This window comes from Timaviella obliquedivisa GSE-PSE-MK23-08B (assembly GCA_019358855.1).
Taxonomy (GTDB): domain Bacteria; phylum Cyanobacteriota; class Cyanobacteriia; order Elainellales; family Elainellaceae; genus Timaviella; species Timaviella obliquedivisa.
Genome location: JAHHII010000022.1, coordinates 1 through 24640 on the forward strand (window position 1 = coordinate 1; position 24640 = coordinate 24640).

The 24640-nt window shown below is 45.2% G+C and carries 20 protein-coding genes and 1 pseudogene; 17 read left to right on the forward strand and 4 right to left on the reverse strand.

What is annotated here, in order from left to right:
• Window positions 1-125: 125 nt before the first annotated feature.
• A complete protein-coding gene (locus tag KME11_22090) occupies window positions 126-2249 on the forward strand; it encodes an EAL domain-containing protein (protein ID MBW4517904.1) in 2124 nt (707 codons plus the stop codon).
• 152 nt (window positions 2250-2401) lie between these two features.
• Here KME11_22090 and KME11_22095 read toward each other — a convergent pair whose 3' ends face one another.
• Window positions 2402-2848 (reverse strand): GAF domain-containing protein, encoded by a 447-nt coding sequence (locus tag KME11_22095; protein ID MBW4517905.1) that lies wholly within the window; start codon window positions 2846-2848, stop codon window positions 2402-2404.
• 82 nt (window positions 2849-2930) lie between these two features.
• Entirely contained in the window at window positions 2931-4415 is a 1485-nt protein-coding gene (locus KME11_22100; GenBank protein ID MBW4517906.1) for a NarK family nitrate/nitrite MFS transporter, read from the reverse strand.
• A 482-nt stretch (window positions 4416-4897) separates the two neighbouring features.
• Here KME11_22100 and KME11_22105 point away from each other — a divergent pair, with 482 nt between their 5' ends.
• Window positions 4898-5038, forward strand: coding sequence for a hypothetical protein (locus KME11_22105; GenBank protein ID MBW4517907.1), 141 nt, complete (start codon window positions 4898-4900; stop codon window positions 5036-5038).
• A 234-nt stretch (window positions 5039-5272) separates the two neighbouring features.
• On the opposite strand, the gene KME11_22110 is transcribed toward KME11_22105, so the two are convergent.
• A complete protein-coding gene (locus tag KME11_22110) occupies window positions 5273-5572 on the reverse strand; it encodes a Mo-dependent nitrogenase C-terminal domain-containing protein (protein ID MBW4517908.1) in 300 nt (99 codons plus the stop codon).
• Between the two features lie 732 nt (window positions 5573-6304).
• On the opposite strand from KME11_22110, the gene KME11_22115 reads away from it, so the two are divergent.
• From KME11_22115 to KME11_22185, 15 genes and pseudogenes are all read left to right on the forward strand, one after another.
• Complete coding sequence (locus tag KME11_22115; protein MBW4517909.1) at window positions 6305-6454, forward strand: hypothetical protein; 150 nt, start codon at window positions 6305-6307, stop codon at window positions 6452-6454.
• Between the two features lie 65 nt (window positions 6455-6519).
• The gene (locus tag KME11_22120) at window positions 6520-6999 is read left to right on the forward strand and encodes an HlyD family secretion protein (GenBank protein MBW4517910.1); all 480 of its coding nucleotides are present in this window, start codon (window positions 6520-6522) and stop codon (window positions 6997-6999) included.
• Between the two features lie 503 nt (window positions 7000-7502).
• Window positions 7503-8543 carry a glycosyltransferase gene (locus KME11_22125; protein MBW4517911.1) on the forward strand — a complete coding sequence of 347 codons (1041 nt, stop codon included), beginning with the start codon at window positions 7503-7505 and terminating at the stop codon, window positions 8541-8543.
• Between the two features lie 104 nt (window positions 8544-8647).
• Window positions 8648-10153: an NAD(P)/FAD-dependent oxidoreductase gene (locus KME11_22130; GenBank protein MBW4517912.1), complete on the forward strand. Its 1506-nt coding sequence runs from the start codon at window positions 8648-8650 to the stop codon at window positions 10151-10153.
• Window position 10154: 1 nt separating this feature from the next.
• On the forward strand, window positions 10155-11072 hold the full coding sequence (locus KME11_22135) for a glycosyltransferase (GenBank protein ID MBW4517913.1): 918 nt from the start codon (window positions 10155-10157) through the stop codon (window positions 11070-11072).
• A gap of 45 nt (window positions 11073-11117) precedes the next feature.
• Complete coding sequence (locus KME11_22140; protein ID MBW4517914.1) at window positions 11118-12032, forward strand: glycosyltransferase family 2 protein; 915 nt, start codon at window positions 11118-11120, stop codon at window positions 12030-12032.
• 13 nt (window positions 12033-12045) lie between these two features.
• Window positions 12046-13320, forward strand: a complete 1275-nt coding sequence (locus KME11_22145) for a glycosyltransferase (protein ID MBW4517915.1) — start codon at window positions 12046-12048, stop codon at window positions 13318-13320.
• A gap of 20 nt (window positions 13321-13340) precedes the next feature.
• Window positions 13341-14435 (forward strand): glycosyltransferase, encoded by a 1095-nt coding sequence (locus KME11_22150; protein ID MBW4517916.1) that lies wholly within the window; start codon window positions 13341-13343, stop codon window positions 14433-14435.
• The gene (locus KME11_22155) at window positions 14432-15286 is read left to right on the forward strand and encodes an ABC transporter permease (protein ID MBW4517917.1); all 855 of its coding nucleotides are present in this window, start codon (window positions 14432-14434) and stop codon (window positions 15284-15286) included. Before KME11_22150 ends, KME11_22155 begins: the two co-directional genes overlap by 4 nt.
• Window positions 15283-16569, forward strand: coding sequence for an ATP-binding cassette domain-containing protein (locus tag KME11_22160; protein ID MBW4517918.1), 1287 nt, complete (start codon window positions 15283-15285; stop codon window positions 16567-16569). Before KME11_22155 ends, KME11_22160 begins: the two co-directional genes overlap by 4 nt.
• A 40-nt stretch (window positions 16570-16609) precedes the next feature.
• A complete protein-coding gene (locus tag KME11_22165) occupies window positions 16610-17494 on the forward strand; it encodes a glycosyltransferase (GenBank protein ID MBW4517919.1) in 885 nt (294 codons plus the stop codon).
• A 3-nt stretch (window positions 17495-17497) separates the two neighbouring features.
• The gene (locus KME11_22170; protein ID MBW4517920.1) at window positions 17498-18415 is read left to right on the forward strand and encodes a glycosyltransferase family 2 protein; all 918 of its coding nucleotides are present in this window, start codon (window positions 17498-17500) and stop codon (window positions 18413-18415) included.
• Between the two features lie 44 nt (window positions 18416-18459).
• Window positions 18460-20163 (forward strand): hypothetical protein, encoded by a 1704-nt coding sequence (locus tag KME11_22175; GenBank protein ID MBW4517921.1) that lies wholly within the window; start codon window positions 18460-18462, stop codon window positions 20161-20163.
• A gap of 37 nt (window positions 20164-20200) precedes the next feature.
• Window positions 20201-20338 carry a hypothetical protein gene (locus tag KME11_22180; protein ID MBW4517922.1) on the forward strand — a complete coding sequence of 46 codons (138 nt, stop codon included), beginning with the start codon at window positions 20201-20203 and terminating at the stop codon, window positions 20336-20338.
• A gap of 52 nt (window positions 20339-20390) precedes the next feature.
• Window positions 20391-20627 (forward strand): annotated as a pseudogene (locus tag KME11_22185) (FAD-dependent monooxygenase).
• Window positions 20628-20810: 183 nt separating this feature from the next.
• On the opposite strand, the gene KME11_22190 reads toward KME11_22185, so the two are convergent.
• Window positions 20811-24218, reverse strand: a complete 3408-nt coding sequence (locus KME11_22190; protein ID MBW4517923.1) for a PAS domain S-box protein — start codon at window positions 24216-24218, stop codon at window positions 20811-20813.
• Window positions 24219-24640: the final 422 nt, after the last annotated feature.

The following is a 24640-nucleotide window of genomic DNA, read 5'->3' on the forward strand; positions in this document are numbered from 1 at the left end:
TCGGTGGAAGAATTGAGAGAGCTACTGGATCGCCTCCTGAATCAAGGAGAACTAAAGATTAAGTGGCAACGAAAAGTGAAGAACAAAGGAAATGGGCTACTTGCAAGTTAAATGTTGAGTAGCTTATTAGCGATCGCAAGCAGGTTGAAGCCTCATTAGAACAAAGTGAACAGCGATTTCGGCATCTGTTTGAGTCTACTCCTAACATTGCGGTTCAAGGATATAACCGTCACCGCCAGGTCATCTACTGGAACAATGCCAGCGAACAACTTTATGGCTACAGTAAATCAGAAGCAATAGGTCGACAGTTGGAGGACTTGATTATTCCTCCAGAGATGGGGCAAGAGGTGATTGCAGGGATTCAGAATTGGCTGGCAGAGGGACAAGTTATTCCAACAGATGAATTGAGCTTGATGCGAAAAGACGGCTCTAGAGTTGCGGTTTACTCTAGTCACATTCTTTTAATTAATCCTGAAGGTGAGCAAGAAATATATTGTGTAGATATCGACCTGCGCGATCGCAAGCAAGCAGAAGAAGCGCTGCGAGAGAGTGAAGCCCGCTATCGGTTGTTAGCCGAAAATACGAATGATCTGGTTTGCTTGCACGAATTAAATGGTCAATACCTTTACGTCAGCCCATCCTGTGAAGCGCTTCTAGGCTATCGGTGTGATGAAATGTTGGCACAAGATCCTTGTGTTTTTCTCCATCCCGACGATCGCAATCCAATTTATCAGCAAGGAGATCTAACCCTGATCTCTGCTGACAACACCCCGATTACCTATCGAATGCGTCAAAAGTCTGGCAACTACATCTGGTTTGAAACCCTCACTAAGCCTATTGTTGATGCTGCTGGGCAAGTTATTAAGCTTCAAACTACCTCCCGTGATGTGACTGAGCGTATCCAGGTTAGGAATCAGTTAAGATACGATGCTCTCCACGACGCGCTAACCGGGTTGCCTAATCGCAATCTCTTGATGAAGCGTTTGGAATTAGCGATTAATCGAGCCAAACGCCTGGAAAATTATCACTTTGCGGTTTTATTTCTCGATCTCGATCGCTTCAAAGTCATCAACGATAGTCTGGGACATTTAGCTGGAGACCAACTACTTATTGCTATTGTTCAAAAACTGCAAGCCCCGCTCCGTGGGGCAGATCTTGTGGCGCGTTTAGGAGGCGATGAATTTGTGCTTTTGCTAGAAGAAATAAAAGATATTCAGGAAGCTGCTCGGGTTACAGAACAAATTTTTGCAGCGCTACAGGCACCCCTGACGGTTGGAGGACGGGAAGTATATGTGAGCGCTAGCATTGGAGTTGTGCTGGGCACAAGAGACTATCTGCAAGCCTCTGATCTGTTACGAGATGCTGATATTGCCATGTACCGAGCAAAGTCTAGGGGAAAGGCGCGGTATGAAGTTTTTGACGCAGAGATGCACACGCAAGCTTTGAGTCGGTTGCATTTAGAAAACGATCTGCGTCGGGCGATCGAATGTCACGAATTTCTGCTTCACTATCAACCCATTGTTGCCTTAGCAACAGGACACCTGGTCGGATTTGAAGCTTTAGTGCGCTGGCAACACCCCACTCAGGGTATAAAGTCACCGATGGAGTTTATCCCGATAGCGGAGGAAACAGGACTCATTACGCTTCTAGACTATTGGGTACTGCAAACCGCCTGTCAGCAATTGGCAGACTGGCAAACTGCTTTCCCTAGCGTTTCTCATCTGAAGGTAAGCGTTAATCTTTCAGCCCAAGATTTACAATGCCCTGATTTGCTAGGGGAAGTCGATCGCGTGTTGGCTCACACCCGCCTCAATGGTCATTGCCTGACTTTAGAAATTACCGAAAGCATGTTGATTGAAGATATTGATTCTACGATTGCTCTGCTCAGTCAGTTGAAAGAACGGGGCATTCAAATCAGCATTGACGATTTTGGTACTGGATATTCATCGTTAAACTATCTACATCGTTTACCTGTAGACAACCTTAAAGTCGATCGCTCATTTGTAAACCAAATTCAGTCAGAGAAACAAAATTATCAGATTGTTGAAACGATTGCGAGGCTGAGTGATCAGTTAGAACTGGATGCGATCGCTGAAGGAATTGAAACCCTCTACCAATTGGAGTGTTTGCAACATCTTGGCTACAAGTTTGGTCAAGGGTATTTGTTTTCAAAACCCCTAAGCTGTGAAACCACAGAAGCACTTCTGGTGAGTCAAAATCCGACGTACATTACCTCAGAGGATGTCTGAGAAGTCTAGATTGCTATCCGATCCGCCCCCTAAATCCCCCATTCTGAGGGACTTTGAAGAAGCATTGGTTCGGAAGTCCCCCAGAATGGGGGGTTGGGGGGCGAGTGTAAGAATCTTTGATACTTCTCAGACATCCTCTCAGATCTATAGCCTCAAATCAGAACATTGGTTAAATATTCGTGTTGGAAATTTTCAACAACCGCCTTCGTCTGTTCGATTAGCGTTGCATCGAGCGATCGCTCCTTAGACATGAAAAAAACAACCACTGCTAATACTTGAGAATTGACCATAACTGGCATTCCAAACCCAGCCTTAACGCTCAGTGCTTTTGCTATTTGATGCCGTAAGAAATATGCTTCTGACTGTGCTGAAACATTCTCTAACCATTCAGGTTGTTGCGATCGCCAGACGCGCCCCGGTAACCCTTCGCCAGGACGCAACACAAACGATTTACTACAAACTTGAAACTGCATCCAGGGAATGGCGTGCCTCATATCTAAATCAGTACTCACGCACCAAGCAGGACTCAGTTCTAAAACTGGGCAAGCCGCATCAGTAATCCAAGATTCACCATATTCCCATTCTGTTCTGTCGCACACAGAGATTAGCAGTGATGTTAGTAAAGTGATTAAATCCATCTTTTTTACTTGTCTATTGATTCGCCCATTCACTTCCATTAAATTAGTGTCCAGAAAAAGCCGGATCTTCTTTTATTTCCTCTGTCGAAAACTGGACAGGTTCTTCTAGAAGGAAGGCACAAAGGAAGAAGACTACAAGTGCAGAACACCCCAGGAACTGAAAGAAAATTTGATTACCTGCGGTGGTTGGAGGCAGCAAGCTATAGGCCGTGGCATAAATGACTGAGCCAACGCTGCCATAAGCACCGATATTACCAGTAATTTGTCCCGTGATGCTGCGTTTTAGCAAGGGCGCAATACCAAACGTTGCTCCTGCCGCACCAAAGACGAAGAACGCGCAAAACATTGTTACAGCGATCGAAATCGTCATGAGCCAGCCATTGCTAATCTGGCTCATGATCAAATAGCCAATGCCAACGCCGCCGATCAAAGCAGTCAGTGTCCATTTACGACTGCCAATTTTATCAGAAATAAAACCACCGGCTGGACGGGAAACTAGATTCATTAGCGGATAGCTAGCTGCGATCGGACCTGCAATGTTGTGTCCAATGTTAAAAGTATGCTCGAAAAACTCCGGTAGCATAGAGACTACTGCCAGTTCAGAACCAAAGCTAACTGCGTAGGCCAAATTCAACACCATTACCTGACCCATTTTGTATCGTTCGTTGGGAGGATACGTCTTCTTGCCAGATACTACATCCCGGTTCACATCCCAAGTTTTGTAAGACTGCAACAAGAAAAACCCTATTAAGGCAACCCAGATAATGTACAGGGTTGATGAACTCAGGAACTTAACTAGAGACAATCGCCAAGTAATCAGTCCCATGGTACAAAACAGCGGAAAACTAGAGGCAATCAACGCCCAGAAGCTTTTAGCACTAGTAACTTCCATGCCACCATCTTTGGCCGGCTGCTGATAGACTGTGCCTGGTGGCGTATCCTGCACATTGAAGTAGAAGTACACGCCATATACGGCTGAAATGATCCCTGTTAATGCTATAGCCAAACGCCAGTTGGTCTGACCTACTGCTAGGAAGGCAGCTCCAGTTGCCAGCAAAGGGAGCAGAGCCTCGGCAGCAAAGGAGCCAAAGTTACCCCAGCCGCCATAAATACCTTGAGCTAACCCAATTTGCTTAGATGGAAACCACTCTGCCACAAGCCGAATACCTACTACAAATCCTGCGCCTACAATGCTCAATGCTAGGCGACTCAGAACAAGTTGGTTAAAGTTTTGAGCAAAGGCAAATGCTAAAGTAGGAACGGCAGCATACACCAGTAGCGCTGAGTAGGTCAAGCGTGGACCAAAGCGATCGAGAACCATGCCGATAATGATTCGAGCTGGAATTGTTAGCGCCAAATTACACAAGCTAATGGTGCGAGACTGTTCCACAGACAAGCCCATTGTCTCACGTATCGTCGTTACAAACGGAGCATAGTTGAACCAGACGACGAACGTCAAGAAGAATGCAAACCAGGCATAATTGAGAATCCGATAAGGATCTCTAAACGACAAGAGTCCGCGAAGCATACTGTATTTTCCTCTAGAATTTAGCTGAAGTGCAGCTGGGGACATGACTGCATTTGCTACTTCGCTACAGGCAGCAAAATAAAGAAAGGTAAACAGATACGCAACAGTGCTTATTAACAGTAATTCATGTTACGAACTGCTGACTAATCACTGTTGCAGTAATTCACCTTGTTTATCAGTCCTGTTTTTAACCATGGATTCCATCCTTCTTTAGTGAAAAAAGCGTTTAAAACTGTCCTTTGCACCTAGTAAAGCAATTCCCCAATAGGCATCTGCCTGACATGAAAAGCTTAGTCAGAGTTAAGATTTCCTCACGCATTTAATCCAAATTTCAAGGGTGATGGAGTCCTGAAAGTTTCTATCAAGAGAGCCGAACCCAAACTATCGATCCTGCCCCGGTTCAAAGTTACTCTTAGGGTTTTCTTGGTTTTGTTCGTTTTGTTACAAATTTAGAGGTCTTATCGATAAACTGCATTGAAACTATGCAGTTTATCGATAAGACCCGGTACGCTTTTAGCTCAGCTTTATCTATTTCAGCAGCCTATCCTACCGCAGAGAAATTTGCTCATCTTCCAAAATCTGGCGATCGACAGGTTTCATCCACTAATGTTCTACAGGTTTGAAGGCTTGGTAAACTGAGAGATTACATTACGAATCCAGACACCTCAGATGAGAGTAAGGGCTAATCTTCAGGTCAGTTCAAGAGCAGTCTCAAAGGCTTCCTCATAGCCTTCTGTTGCTTTAAAAAGCTGGAGCGTTAGTTGCTCACCGCCCTCTTAATAGATGCCATCTTGGTTATTCTTTTGGTTGCGTTGCCTCTTAACAGTTTCTCAGGAAGCTGTTGCTTCAAAGACTAATCAGCAGTAGGCAGTAATATCTTCGCCCCATTCTTCTGCAAGATAACAGAGTGCTCGGAAGCGCAATCCAACCAATTGATCGTAGATAGGATTGAGCTTGCATAAGGGAGGAATGTGAACGATCGCCCGTCCAAAGCAGGTGATATTGCGCTCAAATGGACATTGAGCCGGAATCAGTTTTGCAATGCAATGGGCAATGCGGCGATCGTGAATTTCGAGATGATCTAACCAATGCTGAAGCAGTTGTAAAAAGTTTGAGCAAGAATCAGAATCTTGATAGGATGTAGAGGATGCATTCATAATATTTTTACCTTTTCTGAATCAACTGTAGTTAACAAGTAGCTAACAGTGGTGTACCGATATTGAGTAAGATAAACAGTTTCAATAGGAATGTCTGTCGGAAAAAGTCAGTCATTCTAAAAGCTTTATCTGAAAAGGAAAGTAAGAGGATGTCTGAGAAGTCTAGATTGTTATCCGATCCGCCCCCTAAATCCCCCAGAATGGGGGACTTTGAAGGAGGAGTGGTGCGGAAGTCCCTGCCCCAGAATGGGGGGTTGGGGGGCGAGTGTAAGAATCCTTGATACTTCTCAGACATCCTCTAAGAGTAGTTGTCATTCAATGACCTATGATTTTGACTCTTCCGATATTCTGATCTGACTTTTAGTCAGAATTCGTCAGATATAAAAGTTCCTATGTCAGCCCTATCTGTAAAGTCTACAATCAGAGCTTCATCTAGCCTTTTTCCTAGAGGTTGATTGAAGTATGCACATCCAAGCAAGTAGCACTAGCGGTTAGAGCGCATTTCTATAAATACGCCCTTAGAGAGATGCCTCAAATAAAACTACTAAGAATTTCAGGATTTGAGTAAGAGGAGGATAAGAAGAGCATGAGAAAACACTTATAAAGATTGAATCATGGCTCAGTAAGAACTAGATTGTGTTGAGAGGGTAGAAACAAATCCACTACTTAAATTACAGACATGATCAAATTGCAAATCTGTCCTCAGTTTCGATTTGAAAGAAAGGAGTTCCAATGATTAAGACTTTAGTTGATGAGTTGCATCTTACGGGTGCGCTTTTATTTTCTGATTCTGAAAGCTCTTCAAAGGACTTATCTGAAGAGGACGGAGCCGTTATTGCAGACGGTAAGCGATCGCGAAGCGATCGTCCTAAATGTACATGATGTCCTAAGCAAGTTCGCCGCTGTATGGGTCGCAGCCTCAGCAACAGCCCCATCTAAGATAGTATGTGATTCGGGCAACCAGTTCTGGTATCGTGCTGCGATCGAGTCTGCGGAACGTTGAGCAAGTAGTCCGCACTGGCGATAGCTTGGTTGAAATTGCACCCAGCAACAATGCATTAGTTATCAAAGCAAAAGTGGCAACTCAGTCCGTAGACAAGGTCAAAACGGGACAACTTCCTCAACTGCGAATTAGTGCCTGTCCTTACTCTGACTACGGCACGCTGCAAGGTATTGTCATGGCAGTGTCTCCTGATGCGATCGCTCCAACTATCACTGATTCTTCAACTGCAACAATGCAATTTCTGCATAGCAGCAATGCTAATTACTATGAGGTAACAATACAACCGAATCAGCTTTCATTAGAGCAGGGTAATCGTCAGTGTCAGCTTCGGACAGGCATGAAAGCTGAGGCGAACACCATTTCTAAACAAGAAACATTTCTCCAGTTTGGTTCAAGAAAAACACGATTACTGATAAATTTGTAACCGTTGAATTTGTACCGAGAGTGATTACGATGGGATAAAAAATCCTCTGAGATTTGAAACACCATTAATGAAAGTTGAATGGGAAAAGAATGAACTTGTTACTCTTAATCGGATAAATGTTAATTCATTCTGCTGCCCAATTATTCAGGGTGCCTTTATCTTTCCTTAGACAGATATTTAAACTCACTTTATTTGTTAGAAGACGTTGTAAAAGAGGGCATGGAGCAGTAAATTTATAATCTCTTTACATAAACTATATGAGAAATCATATCTAATAAAGAAGTAGTAAAAATACTGTTGCTTAGCATCTCTTTACCTGAAACTAATTCATCCTAAGTACAGAGGTTTTAGCTAGTAACTCTGATGAAACCCCTATGATGCAATTAGTATATTGCGTAACTCTTTCTTTTTTTAGTGTGTGTAATTTAGTAGAACCACTGCAGAGGCGATTTCTTAGTAAAGGGTCGGTAGTGCCAAGATATTTTCAATAGCAAGGTAACTAGATGGTGGAAATTTTGTCATCTGACGCGTTTTTGTCTACTAATCTCAGCCTTTCAATTGTTGTTCCTGTTCACAATGGGGGAGAAAGCTTCCGCCGCTGTTTGGCGAGTTTGAAGAGCTTTGCCACTGCCGCGATTGAAACCATTATCGTAGTTGATGGTGGTACAGATGACTCATGGCAGCTTGCTGAAGCGTCTGGAGCGAAAGTCATTCTGCTTGACAGTACAGGGGGACCTGCAAGAGCGCGAAATCTTGGCGCGAAAGCAGCACAGGGGGATATTCTCTTCTTCCTAGACGCGGATGTGACGCTTGCACATGACACGTTGGCGGAGGCATTAAAAACTTTTCAGAATCAGCCGATGATTGCTGCCCTGATTGGTTCCTATGATGACGCACCGGGTGCAGCCAACTTTTTATCGCAGTACAAAAACCTCTTTCATCACTACACCCACCAGACGGGCTGCGAGGAAGCTTCAACTTTCTGGGGAGCCTGTGGTGCAGTTCGACGCGAGGTATTTTTGGCGATCGGTGGTTTTGATGAGTCCTATCGCTATCCGTCGATTGAAGATATTGAACTGGGCTATCGTCTCAGACGCGCTGGGCACCGAATCTGTCTTTGTAAACAGGTGCAGGTCAAGCATCTCAAACATTGGGGGCCAGTTAATTTGTTGCGGGCAGAAATCTTCTATCGAGCGCTGCCCTGGTCTGAATTGCTATGGCGCGATCGACAGTTTGTCAATGATCTAAATTTGCAAACGTCAAGCCGTCTCAGCGTCGTACTCACCTACAGTCTGTTGCTGGCTTCGATTAGTGCGCTATGGTGGTCAAAACTTCTGATCGTAGTTGGACTTGCGAGCATTGCGCTCCTCCTGATTAATTGGCCCGTCTATCGATTCTTTCTACAAAAGCGGGGACTGGGGTTTGCTCTCAAGGTGATTCCCTGGCATTGGTTTTACTACTTTTACAGTGGGTTTGCTTTTGCAGTCGCAACGCTCCGCTATCACTTGTTCCCCCGCGCAAAAAATAGGTTTTCCCAAGCTTAAACCAATTGATGCTGTGAGGTTTGGGCTTGCAGCAATGAGTTTACTTGTTAGAAATAGCGATCGCTTTAGGTCGTTTTTGTCCAATCATCATTGAGATCTAAAGTATGCATGTATCCCAAGAGAGAACGAAACTTTCGCCTGTTGTCATTATTGGGGCAGGGCCTGGCGGACTGACAGCAGGGTATGAATTACTCAAGCAGGGCATTCAGTCCGTTACGATCGAACAAGCTGACAAAGTAGGGGGCATATCTCGCACCGAAACCTACAAAGGCTATCGATTTGATATTGGCGGTCATCGTTTCTTTAGCAAAATTGAGCAGGTACAAAAGTTCTGGAAAGAGATTTTAGCTAGCGAATTTATTCAGGTTCCGCGTCTTTCCCGGATTTACTACCAAGGCAAGTTTTACAATTATCCGCTTTCGCTGGTCAACACACTTTTCAATTTGGGAATTGTCCCTAGCTTTTTCATTTTGATGAGCTATTTAAAGGCGAAAGTCAAAGCAAAACTTCAGCTTACGCCTGAGCCAGAAACCTTTGAAGAATGGGTAATCGATCGCTTTGGTGAACGCCTCTACCAAATTTTCTTTAAAACCTACACTGAGAAGGTTTGGGGCATTCCTTGCAACAAAATTCGGGCAGACTGGGCTGCCCAGCGGATTCAGAACATGTCGCTAAAGCGAGCAGTGGTCAACGCACTATTTGGTAGCCAAAACGCCAAAAGCCTGATCAAAAAATTTGACTACCCGATTTTGGGGCCGGGAATGATGTGGGAACGCTGCCAGGAGATTCTTGAGAACAAAGGTAATTTGGTACACCTCAACACGCAGGTGACGCGCATTCAGCGAGAAGGCACGCTAATTAAAGGCATCACTGCAAAACAGGGCGATCGAACCTTTGAGATTACGGGCGATCAGTTCATTTCTACGATGCCTGTGACAACCCTGGTTCACCGTCTTAATCCGCTGCCGCCCCCTCACATTCTTGAAGCAGCGCGGGGCTTAAAATATCGGGATTTTTTGATTGTTTCGCTAATTGTCAACCAGTCTGAACTATTTCCTGACAACTGGATTTATATTCACAGTCCCGAATTCAGAGTCGGTCGGATTCAGAATTTTAAGAACTGGAGTCCGGCAATGGTTCCCGATCAAAGCAAGACCTGTTTAGGGATGGAGTATTTCTGTAGTGAAGGGGATGCACTGTGGGAAATGTCTGAAGCAGAGCTAATCGCTCTGGCCACGAAAGAAGCGATCGAGCTTAATTTGGGAGTGCAGCCTGGAGATGTTGAAGATGGCACTGTGATTCGCCAGCCTAAAGCGTATCCTGTTTATGACGGCGAGTATCGGCGGCACCTGAAAGTCATTCAAGACTACTTGGAGCCCTTTGAAAATCTACAAACTGTAGGACGGAACGGTTTGCACCGCTACAACAATCAGGATCACTCTATGTTGACTGCAATGCTGGCAGTTAAAAATATTTTGGGCGAACAGCACGATCTGTGGGACATCAACACTGAGCGCTCTTACCACGAGGAATTTACTAAAGAAGAATGGAAATCTTCAAAGCCGCAAGAGCAAATAGATCTTGCAGTTTCAAAAGCACAAGGAGTGTAACATGAGCGATCGCCATCCCTTTGTCTCCGTTGTTATTCCAGTTCTCAACGATGCCAAGCGCTTACAAGTTTGCCTACAAGCGCTTGCGCAACAGACTTATCCACAAACTTGCTTTGAGATCATTGTTGTTGATAACGGATCTGAGCCAAGCGAGGCGATCGCTCCAATTGTTGCCGCTTTTGCAGGTATCACAGTTGCCACCGAAGAATTTCCCAGTTCTTTTGCAGCCCGAAATCGTGGCATTACCTTAGCCAAAGGAGAAGTGATTGCCTTTACCGATGCAGACTGCATTCCTGCTGTTGATTGGCTGGAACAGGGCGTTGGGACGCTACTGCAAACGGCAAATTGTGGACTCGTTGCAGGCTGCGTCGAAGTGTTTTTCAAAAATCCCGATCGCGCCACTCCAGTTGAATTGTATGAGCGTATTACTGCTTTTCCTCAACAGAAGTTAATTGAGAAATATCACTATGGAGCAACTGCCAATGTATTCACCTTTAAACAGGTAATCGATCGCGTCGGTGACTTTAACGCTGACCTCAAATCAAGTGGTGATATTGAATGGGGACAACGAGTTGCTGCTTTTGGATACACGCAGGTTTATGCTAAGTCTGCGTGTATTGCTCATCCAGCGCGCGACTCGTTTACTCAGCTTTTTAAACGCACGGTTCGATTGACCGGAGGTATTTATGATCTGTACTGCCGCAATCGATCGCTCTTTGCGCAAAACTGGATCTACTTCAAGACGCTGATTGAAAATTTAGTTCCTCCTATTAATTTTGTTTTAATGGTGTCTCGCCATGTAGAACTGAGAAGTGTTTGGCAGAAAATCCAAGTCGCGCTAGTGATGTTTTTTGTCCGTTATGTCAGCGCGGGTGAGTTGATTCGCTTAAAGCTAGGAGGAGTATCGACTAGAGATTGACCGCTTAAGATTCACGCTTCTGGCGCGATCGCCACCCACAAACTTATGACTTCAACGCCTTTTGTTTCTGTTATTATTCCGGTCTTCAACGATATTGATCGACTTCAGCGCTGTCTGGCGGCACTGGAGCAGCAGACCTATTCAAAGTTGTGGTATGAAGTGATTGTGATTGACAACGGTTCAACAGAGGGAAACGTTGCAGAAGTGGCTACTGCTTTTGAACAGGTGATTACGACCTTTGAGTCTCAAACTGGTTCTTATGCCGCTCGCAATCGAGGATTGGCATTAGCGAAAGGAGAAGTGATTGCCTTTACTGATGCAGACTGTATTCCTGCAACCAACTGGCTTGAAAATGGTGTTACCGTTCTGCTAAATACATCAAACTGTGGTTTAGTCGCAGGTAAGATTGATATCTTTTTTAAGAATCCGGCAAAACTGACGCTTGTAGAGCGCTACGAAAATATCATGGCGTTTCAGCAACGAGAACATTTAGAGCAGTATCAATATGGCTCAACGGCGAACGTCTTTACGTTTCGGCAGGTGATCGATCGCGTCGGGCAGTTTGATGCCACACTTAAATCGAACGGTGATTTTGAGTGGGGACGACGCGTTGCGGCTCACGGCTATCAGCAAGTTTATGCTGAGAATGCCTGTGTCGCACATCCGGCGAGACATTCTTTTGCTGAACTATACAAGCGATCGATTCGTTTAGCAGGCGGCATTTATGATGCACAAATTCAGCGCTGCGGGACGGCACTGCAACGCAACAAACTTTTTGTCAGAAGCGTTTTAGAAGACTTTTTATCTCCGGTTTTAGAGATTCCCAATGTTCTTTCAAACTCAAATCTTAGAACGTTGGAGCAAAAAGCCGAAATATATTTCATATCGTTATGGGTGAAATACATTCGTGGATTTGAGAAAATTCGGCTCAAGCTCGGCGGCGTTTCATCACGAGGATAAAGGGAAGGCAATTATGAAAATCGCGTTTATTGTGGGTCACTTTCCGATGCTATCAGAAACATTTATTCTGAATCAAATTTCAGGTTTAATCGATCGCGGTCATGAAGTCGATATTTACTCTGAATTCTCCGGAGATACTTCTAAAGTTCACCCCGTTGTTGAGAAATACGGTCTAATCGATCGCACTTACTATCTCACTCCGGTTTCTAAGAATTTACTGACACGGGCGATCACCGGACTGCAACTAATTTTGCAATATAGCAGCTATCCGCAGTTGCTGTTGCGATCGCTGAATATTTTTAGATACCGATTTCTAGCTGCCTCTTTATGGCTATTGCATACAGTTCCTGCTTTGGCTGGGAAAGAGCCTTATGATGTTGTTCATGCTCAGTTTGGGACGCAAGGATTTCGCGGAATGCTGCTCCAAAATTTGTGCGCACCTTGGACAAAATTAATTGTGACATTTCGAGGTCATGACATTAGCAGCTATGTTGATGAGTACGGCACACAGGTTTACGATCGCCTGTTCAAAACCGGAGATTTCTTCTTAGCAAACTGCGAGTTTTTTCGGCAGCGTGTAATTCAGCTTGGCTGTGATCAACGCAAGATTATCGTTCACGGTTCGGGCATCGATTGCAATCAGTTTGCTTTTATGCCGCGATCGATCGGGGCAGATGGCAAAATTCGCATCGCTACAACCGGACGATTAGTTGAGAAAAAAGGAATTGAATATTGCATTCGGGCGATCGGAAAACTGGCTCAAACCTATCCCAATCTGGAGTATCATATCGTCGGTGATGGACTGCTCAGACAATCATTTGAACAACTAATTCAGGAGTTGGGAATTGCCCACCTTGTCACGCTGCATGGTCAGAAAAATCAGCGCGAACTGATCGAAATTCTCGATTGCTGCCACATTTTCGTTGCGCCCAGCGTCACTGCTGCTGATGGCAATCAGGACGCGCCTGTGAATGTTCTTAAAGAAGCAATGGCAATGGGCTTGCCCGTCGTCAGTACGCTACACGGCGGTATCCCTGAACTGGTGGAAGACGGTATTTCTGGATTTCTCGTACCAGAGCGTGATGCCGACGCTCTTGCAGAGAAATTAGGTTTGCTAATCGACCAGCCCGATCGCTGGATTTCCATGGGTAAAGCTGGACGCGCCTACGTTGAGGCACACTACGATATGAACCAACTCAATACTAAGCTGGAGGAACTCTATCAACGTCTGCTATGGGTAAAAATGCAACAGCAACCCGCGATCGCTCAGTCAATCTCGACCTCATGAAATTATCAAAGGAGTGATGTATGGTTACCGCTAACTCGTTGCCTAAACAGGAACCGCAGGTCACGATCGTTGTCGTACCGCGTGAACGCTTTAGTTGCACTCGTGATTCGCTAGAGAGCATTTACGAATACACTACGCTTCCTTTTCAGTTAGTCTATGTCGATGGTAATTCTCCCCAGAAAGTCCATCACTACCTCAAAGAGAAAGCCGACGAGCGCGACTTCCAACTGATTCGCACTGATAACTACCTATCGCCCAATCAAGCCCGTAATTTGGGATTGAGCTACGTTCAAACCCGGTATGTGGTTTTTGTTGATAACGACGTGATTGTTTCTCCAGGCTGGCTTGAAGCGCTGGTGAACTGTGCAGACGAAACGCAAGCGGCGATCGTGGGGCCGCTGATGTGTCAGCACGAACCCATTCATGAAATCATTCACTTTGCCGGAGGCGAGTCGCATATCTGGGTCGATAAGACGGGCAGAAGACGGCTGCGCGAAAAAATGTATCGGCAGGGCAAGCGCGTTGATGAGGTTCGTCATGAACTTCAGCGCACTCCGACGGAACTGGCAGAGTTTCACTGCGTCTTAGTGCGAACCGAGATTTTTCAGCGATCGGGCGGACTCGACGAAGCCATGTTCAACACTAAAGAGCATCTTGACTTTTGCTTAACGGTAACTCAGCTTGGCGGCAAGATCTACTTCGAGCCTGCCAGTATCGTTACTTATGTACCCGGTCCACCGATCGAATGGTCAGATTTGCCCTTTTATATGCTGCGCTGGAGTGACGCTTGGACGCTAGCGAGCCTGCATCGCCTCAGAGATAAGTGGAACTTGTCTGAAGATGGGTACTTCCAAAATCGCTATAAGAAAGTGGGCTGTCGGCGGATGATGACGATCATTGCGCCTGTCGTCCATCGCGTCACCTTTGGACGCTACAGCAAGTTTCTGGAATCGCTTCTGGTGCAAGGCGATCGCACCTTAAATCGCTACCTCACCACTCGCCATGCCAAAAGCAACCCATACTTAAATTCAGCAGCCTTAAATTCAGCAGCCTTAAATTCAGCAGCCTTAAATTCAGCAACGCCACAAATTCACTTGAGCAGTAAATCCTCATGAGAAGTCAATTTCCTAAAGTTGTTTATACCCCTGAAGGGACGTTGCGGCATCCACGACAGCTATTTAGGCAAATGTGGCACGATCTACTAGCCTCCCGCGAATTGGCATGGCGACTAATGGTGCGAGATATTAGCGCTCAGTATCGTCAGTCAGTGTTGGGTTTTTTCTGGGCATTTATTCCACCCATTGTGATGGCGATCGGCTTTACACTCGCTAGCGAAGCGAACATTTTTCAACCAGGGGCGATCGAATTGCCCTACCCCGTGTATGTGATGTTTAGCACGGCAATTTGGCAAACGTTTGTGGAAGCAGTCAGTGGTCCAGTGCAAGCAGTAGTAACGGCAAAGCCAATGATTGCTAAAGTTAACTTTCCCCGTGAGGCAATTATTTTAGCAAAAATAGGTGAAGTGCTGTGTAATTTTGTCGTCAAGCTAATATTGATCGTGGCATTATTCTTAATTTATAAAGTTTCGGTTGCCTGGACGATTATTTTAGCTCCTGTAGCTCTAATTCATCTGATTATGTTAGGTACATTAATAGGCACCTTACTATCGCCGTTAGGAGTACTGTACCAAGATGTTTCCAGAGCTTTAGCCATGATTACGGGTTTTTGGCTATTTCTAACGCCAGTTGTCTACTCTGTTCCAGAACAAGGAATGTTAGGTTGGCTAGTCAGGCTCAATCCTGTCACTCCATTGTTGGTTACAATTCGGGAGCTTTCTACAACAGGTATTCTTTCAGAAGTTACAGGTTTCTGGATCGTCAGCGGCTTGACGTTCATCGGGCTATTTCTAGCCTGGATTGCTTTTCGCCTTGCTATGCCCTATGTCATTGAAAGAGTTAGTTCATGATTAATACTAAAACCGAGGAGAGATCTACGTTTGCAACAGATAGCGGTAGTGTTATTGCAGTTGAACAGGTTTCCAAAAAGTTTTGTCGAGAACTTCGGCGATCGCTTGGTTATGGCGTTCAAGACATTGCTGCCGAATTAACGGGTAGATCTCGTAAAAGCGACACTTTGCGGCGAGGAGAGTTTTGGGCACTGAAAGACGTTAGCTTTAACCTTCGACCTGGTGAAGCATTAGGTTTGGTTGGTTCAAACGGTGCGGGCAAAAGTACGTTGCTACGAATGCTTAGCGGCTTGATTAAACCCGATACTGGGCGGATTGCAGTTAACGGCAGGCTGGCACCTTTGATTGCGCTGGGCGCGGGGTTTAATCCAATCCTGACTGGGCGAGAAAACATCTATGCAAATATGTCGATTTTGGGACTGTCAACCCGCGAAATTCGACGACGCTTCGATGATGTCATCAATTTTGCCGAGATTGAAGACGCGATCGACTCGCCTGTACAAACCTACAGTTCAGGGATGGCAGCCCGCTTGGGATTTGCTTGCGCCATTTATGTTGAACCAGATATTTTGCTGATTGATGAAGTGCTGGCAGTTGGAGATGCTAATTTCAAAGCAAAGTGCTATCGGCGTTTGCACAAGCTCCGTCAAAACGGAGTTGCGTTTATTTTGGTCAATCACAATACTCAAGCAATTCTCAACACCTGTGATTCTGCACTTTATTTAGCTAAAGGACGGCTTATTCATGCGGGTGCAGTGGATGAAATTGTGACGCAGTATGAAAAGGATTTATTTCTTAGTGGAGTTGAACATTATTCAAATCGTCTGGTTTTACCTTTAAAGCCAGAATCGGAAAGCTCAGGTTTAGATATTCAATCTCTTTACTTCAAAAACCCTCAAGATGAAATTTCAAGTCTTCTTGTCGTAGGCGAACCCATCAGTTTTTGTGTCAGTTGTCTGGCTCGAAAACCTCTAACCAATGTATCGCTTCACTTTAAAGTTTCCAAGGTAGGAGGTGATGACAGTGTAGGTACAGTACTATTTTTGAGCGGTGACAATGACAATACTTTCTTCAACCTTTCGAGGGGTTCACATGAGATACAGATGCAAATGCCGTACTTAGGATTGGAACCTGGATCGTATACAGCATTAGTTAAAATCAAACAAGATTCTGTTTATACTTTTGATGTGGTCGAGTCATTTCGCTTTACGGTTTTGTCAAATGGGAAAATGCAGTCCTGCAAGTTTTATCAGCCTCGATCGTGGAGTAGTGTCGCCCTTTAACAACCTCCTGCTGCCACCCTTAAAGTAACATCAATCTGATATGAGCAGTCCTTTACTTAGCATTATTATTCCGACTCACAATCGCCCTCAACTAGTACAGCGAGCGGTGCAAAGTGCATTGGAGCAAACTGCTAAAGAAATTGAAGTTATTGTCGTAGATGATGCTTCAACCGAGCCTGTAATCTTGCCTTCACAGTCTAATCTCAAACTGATTCGCCTTCAGCCAGGGCGGGGCGGGGCAGGTGCTCGTAATGTTGGTACTGAAGCCGCTCAAGGGCGCTGGGTGACGTATTTAGATGATGACGATCGCTTACTACCACATATGGCAAGTGTCTCACTACAAGCACTGCTAACAACAACATTTTCACCGCCGATCGCAATCATTTCTGGAATTGAAGTAATCAATACTCAGGGCAAGGTTTTACGAGTCCGAACACCGCCGTCTGTTCGTCTCAAAGGATGCCATTTTGCGCTGGAAGATTTAGAGCCGCAATATTCTTACAATACAAAGCAAACAATGGTTGTAGAACGAGCCATCATTCAAAAAATTGGTGGATGGGATGAAACATTTCGATCGCGAGTTCACTCAGAGCTATTTCTGCGTCTCAATTCTGCCTGTTCAATTTTGGGTCTACCGATCGTCACTTATCAACTGTATTCCCATGATGCTGACAGAGTTTCTCGCAACGGAATTTTGCGCCAAGAGAGTTTTCGGCGATTGATTACTAAACATCAAACAGCGTTTCGTGCCCATCCCAAACGATTTGCAAGTTTCATTCTGGAACATGCTCACTCATCTTATCGAATGGGGCAGAAGCAAGCCGCAATTTCTAGCTTGCTGTGGGCACTGCGTATTCATCCTCAACAAACGCTAGCTCAATCATTTTCAATCTTGCGCCACTCAGCTTACTCCATGTTCTTATGACTTATGAATCCACAATCCCCAGTTTTTTCGATCGTCATTCCAACCTATAATCGCCCAGAGCGGTTAACAACGTGTCTGCAATCAATCGCGCAGCTTAATTATCCCTGCGATCGCTTTGAAGTGATTGTTGTTGATGACGGCAGCGAAGCACCGCTATCCTCGACCGTTTCTGAGTTCGAGCCGCAAATTCAGATCACATTAATTCGACAGACCAACGCGGGACCTGCATCAGCCCGAAATACAGGAGCAAATCATGCAGCAGGTCGTTTTCTAGTGTTTACGGATGATGATTGTTGTGTAGCGCCAAACTATTTGGAAGCACTCGAACAGTACTTTACATCTGCTCCCGATCGCCTGGTGGGGGGGCAAACGCTCAATGCGCTCCCTGACAACCTATTTTCAACAGCGAGTCAGACCCTTATTAACTATCTGTATTGCTACTACAATGCCAAATCAGACGGCGCTTTCTTCTTTGCCTCTAACAATTTTGCAATGCCCACAGAGCAGTTTCGCTCGCTCGGCGGCTTCAGCACTGCTTTTTCGCTGGCAGCCGGGGAAGACCGGGAATTTTGCGATCGCTGGTTGCACCACGGCTATCAGATGAGCTATGCACCAGAAGTTAAAATTTACCATGCTCATAAGTTAACATTACGTTCTTTTTGGCGGCAACACTTTAACTATGGGCGGGGTGCTTTTTGCTTCCATCAAGTTCGGGCAGATCGACTACAAACAGGTATTAAAGTAGAGCCGTTTTCGTTTTATTCAAAACTTTTCAGTTATCCATTTGCTGTTGCACTTCCTGATCAGGCAGTAAGCTTAGTCATGCTTTTATTTGTCTCACAGGTTGCAAATGTAGCAGGCTTCTTTTGGGAGCGATCGCGCCATTTAGACAAACAGATCCAAGTAGACGTAATTTCCTAAAGTGAAACTGCTTAGCTCCTGAGTCATATACTAATCCTATCCCAATGCTGTACTTCATTATCGTCTGGATTATTCTTCTTCAGCTTTGTTACGTCATTGGAATTGGAATACTGAATGATCTAAAAGCTACTCAATTTCAACGGCAAGGCGATCGCTTTATTGCTGCTGTTTGGCTAGGCATAACGGTTTTAGCGTCTGTACTTCTGGCAACTGCGCTCCTTGTTCCATTATCGAGTGAAGTTGGCGGTTTAGTGGCATTCAGTCTTGTTGGCATAGCACTGCGCTCCGCCGCCGCTCGAAGAGAACTAATAGCATTGAAGTCACAAGTTTCGCCTTCTGCTTTATGGGCAACACTTGCCCTAGCAATTGGCTTGGCAAATCTGACATCCCGCGAAGTCACTTGGCTTGATACAGGTCTTTATCACTACAGTATTATTCAATGGCTGCGGCAGTTTGGAGTAGTTCCTGGCATTGCTTTGTTATTCAGTAACTTGGGATTTACCTCTTCGTGGTTTGCCTTAACTGCAACTTTTAGCTCTATAGAAGTTGCTGCTCAGGTCAGCGCAGTCATCAATGGATTTGCCTTATTTATCTCAGTCTTAAGTGCAGCAATTTGTCTGCATCATTTTTTTAAGCAACAAGCTGTGATTAGCGACTGGTTCTTGGCTTTATTTCTAAGTTTTATTTTCATGATGATTTTAAGATTAGAGCTTTTACAAAATCTTCTAATCTCTCCATCTCCTGACTTCCCTATTTTATTATTGGTAGGAATTATCACCTGGTCGCTGCTGATCAGCATTCCCTCTCTCTCTTTTTTTAACTCTTCCTCAACAGTGCCAATTATTCTATCGGCAGGAGCCGTAGCGATCAAGCTCACTGCACTTCCACTGTTATGGGTTACCTTTTTGCTGCTGTTGGTCAGCAAACCTACCTTTCGTCAAATTGGATATATAGGAACCATCGTTACTCTGCTAATTTTACCTGCTCTACTTTCTGGAGTTATCACTTCTGGCTGCCCTCTTTACCCTTCATCACTTCTTTGCCTAGATCTGCCCTGGTCAGTTGCTTCTACGAATGTACAAAAAGTGGTAGAAGGAACCCATCAATGGAGTAATTGGTATGGAGATTCTCCAACAGGAAGCAATTTATGGATCTGGCTGCTTTGGCAATGGTTTGAGGACGATAAGTTAAATAAAGTGACGGCATTCTTGATTGCTAGCTCTAGCCTTGCTGCCCTTAATATCCTAGGCTACTCTATTAAGCAGCCTCATCATCATCGTCTCATTCCTGTACTAGCGATCGGGTTTTCGGGCATCGGTTTTATCATGCTCACTTCTCCACTTTTCAGGTTCAGTATCTCTTACACCCTGGTCATTCCAGTTCTCTATTTAAGTATCAATGGGCATCGGTTTTTGCAACAGAAAATACTGGCTGCCGATCGCCTGGTTGCCTTCAAACCCCTGTCACGTAAGTTTCAACAAATGATTCAGGTAATTCCCTGGTTGCTTGTTAGCTGGCTGATAAGCTCAAGTTTGAAATACGATACTTTTTATTTACTGGTACCACCTCCTTTACAAGAATCTCTAACAACTAAACAGCAAATTAATGATATTAATTACTTCTCTCCTCGGGAGGACGAATTCTGCTGGTCAACTCCTCTACCGTGCGCCTTCAAAGTAGCGCCAGATATTAAACTGCGAGACCCTGCACGAGGCATTAGTGGGGGGTTTATTCGGCAGACACATTAAAGCCCCTCGATAGTCGCATTTTAGCAGAACCGAAGACATGGTTTTGGTGACGATCACCGGAGCTTTAGATAAAGATGAGGGCGATCGAGGGGTTGAGAGCAATTGCCTACCAATCAAGCATTTTGGAGATGAAGTTAAAGGAATTGCTCAAGAGGGTAAGATTAAGCGACGTTGATCGTTAAACTGAACGCTATTACTTGAACCCAGATGGCAGCATTGCTCAACCGATGCCGATGCGTCAAATGCTTACCTCTTAGAATTTATTGTACAGTTCCATGCGGCGACATTTTCCCGCTAAGCATTATCATGTTGGCAAACAATTGAACAGTATTCAGCAGACGAGTGAACAGGTAACAGCAACCTTTACTGATGGCATTCAAATTACGGCAGATTTACTCATTGGCGCAGATGGACCGAACTCAACGGTACGACATCAGTTTCTACCCGATGCCTACTATCAATAGACTGGATATGTCGCCAGAATAATAAATCTTTTTTTTGCATAGAGGCTTTATCCATTCTTCTGTCATAGGGTTAGCACTTATCGGCTATGGCTCGATCGCCCTATCTCCTTTCTTTTTCAGAGACGACGAATTAAACGGCATCATTTGCACCGTTTCTTCAGCAGGCTTAGTTAACTTCAAAAGTTAGTGACGTAGACACAGACTAGCGATCGCTTTTACCAGCTTCTCTGCTTCCACAGGTTTTGTGAGATGGACTTGAAATCCGACCTGAAGTGCTTTTTGTTGGTCAACTTCTGCTGCATAAGCAGTCAGGGCGATCGCTGGAATCGTGCCGCCTTGGTTAGGTGAGCGCGATCGAATCTGCTGGATTAGCATATAGCCGTCCATATCAGCCATGCCCACATCACTCACAATGACATTGGGAATGAATTGATCTAGCGCTTGTAATGCTTCTAAACCAGAGGTAACGGCTGTTACATTTGCGCCGCTTTGTTCCAGCAAAAATACCTGCAACTCGCGTGCATCTTGCTCATCATCTATTAGCAAAATCTGAATGCTTTCTAAAAGTACTTCTTCACTTGCCGGGATGGCAATGGGCTCAGATGAGATCGAGGTTGTCTGCTGTAAGATAGGCAACTGCACAATAAAGGTCGCGCCTTGATTCTCCCCCTGGCTCTCTGCCCAAACCGTGCCTCCGTGCATTTCTACAATTTGGCGCACGATCGCCAACCCCAATCCTAAGCCGCCAAATTTGCGCGTTGTCGAGCCGTCTTCTTGCCGAAAATACTCAAATACTTGGGCCAGAAAATTAGGAGTAATGCCCTTGCCCGTATCGATCACCCGTATTTGTGCTAAGCGATCGAGTTGTCGCAGTTCAACGATTACTTGTCCGCCGTTAGGTGTGAATTTAACTGCATTAGTGAGTAAATTCCACACTACTTGCTGTAAACGGGCGGCATCACCAGAAATCAGCGCGGTTGCTGGGTCTAAATCAATCTTTAGCGCAATACCCTTCGCTTCTACTGCCAAACGCACGGTTTCAAGGGCAGCAGAAATCACAGACGTTAAACTGACGGGAGCTGCTGTTAAAGATAGTTTCCCCTGCATAATCCGAGAGATGTCGAGCAAGTCTTCAATCAGCTGCGACTGCAATTTGGCATTACGCTCGATCGTTTTCAGGGCTTCAGCTTGACGAGAGGGATTAAATGTACGGCTTTGCAGTAGACGTGTCCAGCCCAAAATTGGGTTGAGGGGCGATCGCAGTTCATGGGACAGTACCGCTAAGAATTCGTCCTTAATTCGATTAGCCCGTTCGGCTTCTTCACGGGCGGATTTCTCTTGTTGTAAAAGGCGTTTGCGATCAGTGATGTCTCGCGTCACGCCCGCGACTGCTTCTACTGTGCCGTTTGCATTTAAAAGCGGCACGAAGATATACTCATAGTCATGAGTCCCAAACGCGCTTGTGTAGGGGGTTTCATCCCTAACGGGTTGGCGTGTCTCAATGACTTGCTGAATCTGATTTTGCAGCTGGGTTGCTAAGTCGGTTGGGTATTCTATGTCAAAAAAGTTTTTGTCTATCACCTCAGCCGACGTTTTTTGTAAAAGGTTGAGCAACTGCTGATTACTATAGGTAAATCGTCCTGATCGATCGAAGGTGTAAATGAAATCGGGTACGGAAGCGGCGATCGCGTCAAACCTTTGCAGTTGTCGTTCGAGTTCGGCGGAGGTTTGACGCAGGGCTGTTTCAGATTGAATTTGGTCAGTAACATTTCTGAAATAGGCTGTGACTCCATTAGCGGCTGGATAGGTATGGACTTCGTACCAGCGATCGTGATCGGGATAAAACGCAGTTAATGATCCATCCACGCGCTCAGATGCGGCGCGCCGATAAAGCGGCTCAAACTCGCTACCATTGAGACCTGGATATTCTTCCCACAGGTTCTTTCCAATTAAGTCACTGGGGGAGCGATCGAGCATTGCTTCAGCGGCTCGATTCACGTAGGTGAATAGCCAGTTTTCATCCAGCGCGAAGAATGCATCTGTAATACTGTCTAGAATATTCTGGCTCTGCTCTTCGCTCTTTTGCAAGGCAGTCTCGGCTTGTTTTCGATCGGTAATATCCCGAGAAATCGCCACCAGTTGCACAACCCGCCCGGCTGCATCTTGCACAGGCGTAACGATACTATCCCACCATTTCGGGGTGCCCTTAGCAGTAGGAAGATAGCCTTGAAATTGCCCTGTACCCCCCATTGTGGCGGCAGCGATCGCAGCTTTTGCATTTTCATAATCCTCGCCTTGCCATTTATCAACCCAGACCGTATTCAAGATCGAAGCTGGATCGTCGATTTCTAGCAGACACAGCCCACCTGCACTAATGTAGAAGATTCTGCTATCCAACGTTAAAACTTTGATGCAGTCTCTACTGCTCTCCAAAATGCTCTCCTTCAGTTCTTCACTTTCTCGCAATGCCTCTTCAGATTGTTTGCGATCGGTAATATCAACAGCAGCTCCGTAAATGACCTCTTCTTCTGAGTAAGGCTGGGCATTCCAGAGAAACCAGCGGTAGGAGCCATCTTTGTGCCGATAACGGTTTTCAAAGGCAAAGGTTTCGTTGCCAGAGAAGAAATGATTGACTTCCGAGATAGATGGATTAAGGTCATCTGGGTGAACACAATCAGTCCAGGGACGCGAGATCATTTCGTCCAACGACCAACCTAGCACTCGTTCAAAAGTCGGGCTGACCCATTGAAAATAGCCGTGGCTGTTTGTAATGACTTGTAGATCCGAGCCAACGGCGAGAAAGCGATCGCGCTCCTGTTCAGCTTTTTTGCGATCGGTGATGTTGGTGAATAAAATGGCAAACTGATTACTTCGCGGTTCACCAATGCAAAAAGCGTTGACATCAAACCAACGGTTCATCGCGATCGACTGTTGCTCAAACCGCACAGATTCTCGCGTCTGCACCACTCTCTCATACGTTTTAACCCAATCTGCTTCGAGATTAGGAACCAGTTCTCGTGCTGTTTTGCCTAGTGCTTGCTCCAGTCCTGTCATTGCTTCAAACATTGAATTGACTTCGAGGAACCGATAATCAATTGAAGTACCGTTCTGGTCAAACAGGAGTTCGCAGATGCAAAAGCCTTCGTCGATCGACTCGAACAAAGTCCGGTATTTTGCTTCCGATTTGCGTAAGGCAAGACTGGAGCGATCGCGCCGTTCTTGTGCTTCTCGTAATGCCTGTTGGACACAGGGGGCTAGCCGTTCTAACCGTTGCTTCAGAACGTAATCTGTAGCTCCGCATTTCAGAGCTTCGATCGCCAGTTCTTCGCCTAAGCTGGCAGAGATAAAAATAAATGGAGTTTCAGGGCGCAAGTCACAGGCAACTTCTAGTGCAGCAAGACCCCCAAAACCAGGCATCGCATAAGCCGCCAAAATCAAGTCTAATGTCTCAGTTTCTAACGCTGTCACAAAGTCAGCACGAGTATCTACCCGCAGCAAATTGTACTCAATACCGCTGTCCATCAATGCGACTTGGATCAGTTCAGTATCCAGCAATTTATCTTCGAGCAGGAGAAACCGAAACATTGTCATCACTGTGCCTCTTGCTAAAGTCTAGCTCTATTAGCAAACCATACTGTCTTGCTTCTGATGACTTATTTCGTCATATTTACTCCTTTCGATTAAATAATTAATCGCTTGGATTAACTCGGTCGGTTCGAGCAGGTTGCTCACATGTCGTTAAAATCCAGCAGTGCTCGCCTGTTGCTGATCAAACTCTTTAACACAAGCAGTCATGGCGATCGCGGAAACTTGCTTCCCATCCTGGATCTCAAATTTTTCGCAAAAATCACAAAATTTCTGAAATATACGTTCCTCGATTTGTTGTCCGGCATGTTAAATGATCCAAATGAACCGTAAGGTTGATGGCGTGATCGGTCAATTTCTTGGCGGGTATAGTCAAGTGAATCATTAAATGGAGCGATTACCGTTGAAATGCACTAAAACTTGTATTT

Coding starts and splice junctions, on each gene's coding strand:
- KME11_22105 (MBW4517907.1), top strand. CDS start 4,898: ATGCAGTTTATCGATAAGACCCGGTACGCTTTTAGCTCAGCTTTATCT.
- KME11_22145 (MBW4517915.1), top strand. CDS start 12,046: ATGAAAATCGCGTTTATTGTGGGTCACTTTCCGATGCTATCAGAAACA.
- KME11_22160 (MBW4517918.1), top strand. CDS start 15,283: ATGATTAATACTAAAACCGAGGAGAGATCTACGTTTGCAACAGATAGC.
- KME11_22180 (MBW4517922.1), top strand. CDS start 20,201: ATGGTTTTGGTGACGATCACCGGAGCTTTAGATAAAGATGAGGGCGAT.
- KME11_22140 (MBW4517914.1), top strand. CDS start 11,118: ATGACTTCAACGCCTTTTGTTTCTGTTATTATTCCGGTCTTCAACGAT.
- KME11_22125 (MBW4517911.1), top strand. CDS start 7,503: ATGGTGGAAATTTTGTCATCTGACGCGTTTTTGTCTACTAATCTCAGC.
- KME11_22170 (MBW4517920.1), top strand. CDS start 17,498: ATGAATCCACAATCCCCAGTTTTTTCGATCGTCATTCCAACCTATAAT.
- KME11_22155 (MBW4517917.1), top strand. CDS start 14,432: ATGAGAAGTCAATTTCCTAAAGTTGTTTATACCCCTGAAGGGACGTTG.
- KME11_22130 (MBW4517912.1), top strand. CDS start 8,648: ATGCATGTATCCCAAGAGAGAACGAAACTTTCGCCTGTTGTCATTATT.
- KME11_22150 (MBW4517916.1), top strand. CDS start 13,341: ATGGTTACCGCTAACTCGTTGCCTAAACAGGAACCGCAGGTCACGATC.
- KME11_22135 (MBW4517913.1), top strand. CDS start 10,155: ATGAGCGATCGCCATCCCTTTGTCTCCGTTGTTATTCCAGTTCTCAAC.
- KME11_22110 (MBW4517908.1), bottom strand. CDS start 5,572: ATGAATGCATCCTCTACATCCTATCAAGATTCTGATTCTTGCTCAAAC.
- KME11_22175 (MBW4517921.1), top strand. CDS start 18,460: ATGCTGTACTTCATTATCGTCTGGATTATTCTTCTTCAGCTTTGTTAC.
- KME11_22100 (MBW4517906.1), bottom strand. CDS start 4,415: ATGCTTCGCGGACTCTTGTCGTTTAGAGATCCTTATCGGATTCTCAAT.
- KME11_22165 (MBW4517919.1), top strand. CDS start 16,610: ATGAGCAGTCCTTTACTTAGCATTATTATTCCGACTCACAATCGCCCT.
- KME11_22115 (MBW4517909.1), top strand. CDS start 6,305: ATGATTAAGACTTTAGTTGATGAGTTGCATCTTACGGGTGCGCTTTTA.
- KME11_22190 (MBW4517923.1), bottom strand. CDS start 24,218: ATGACAATGTTTCGGTTTCTCCTGCTCGAAGATAAATTGCTGGATACT.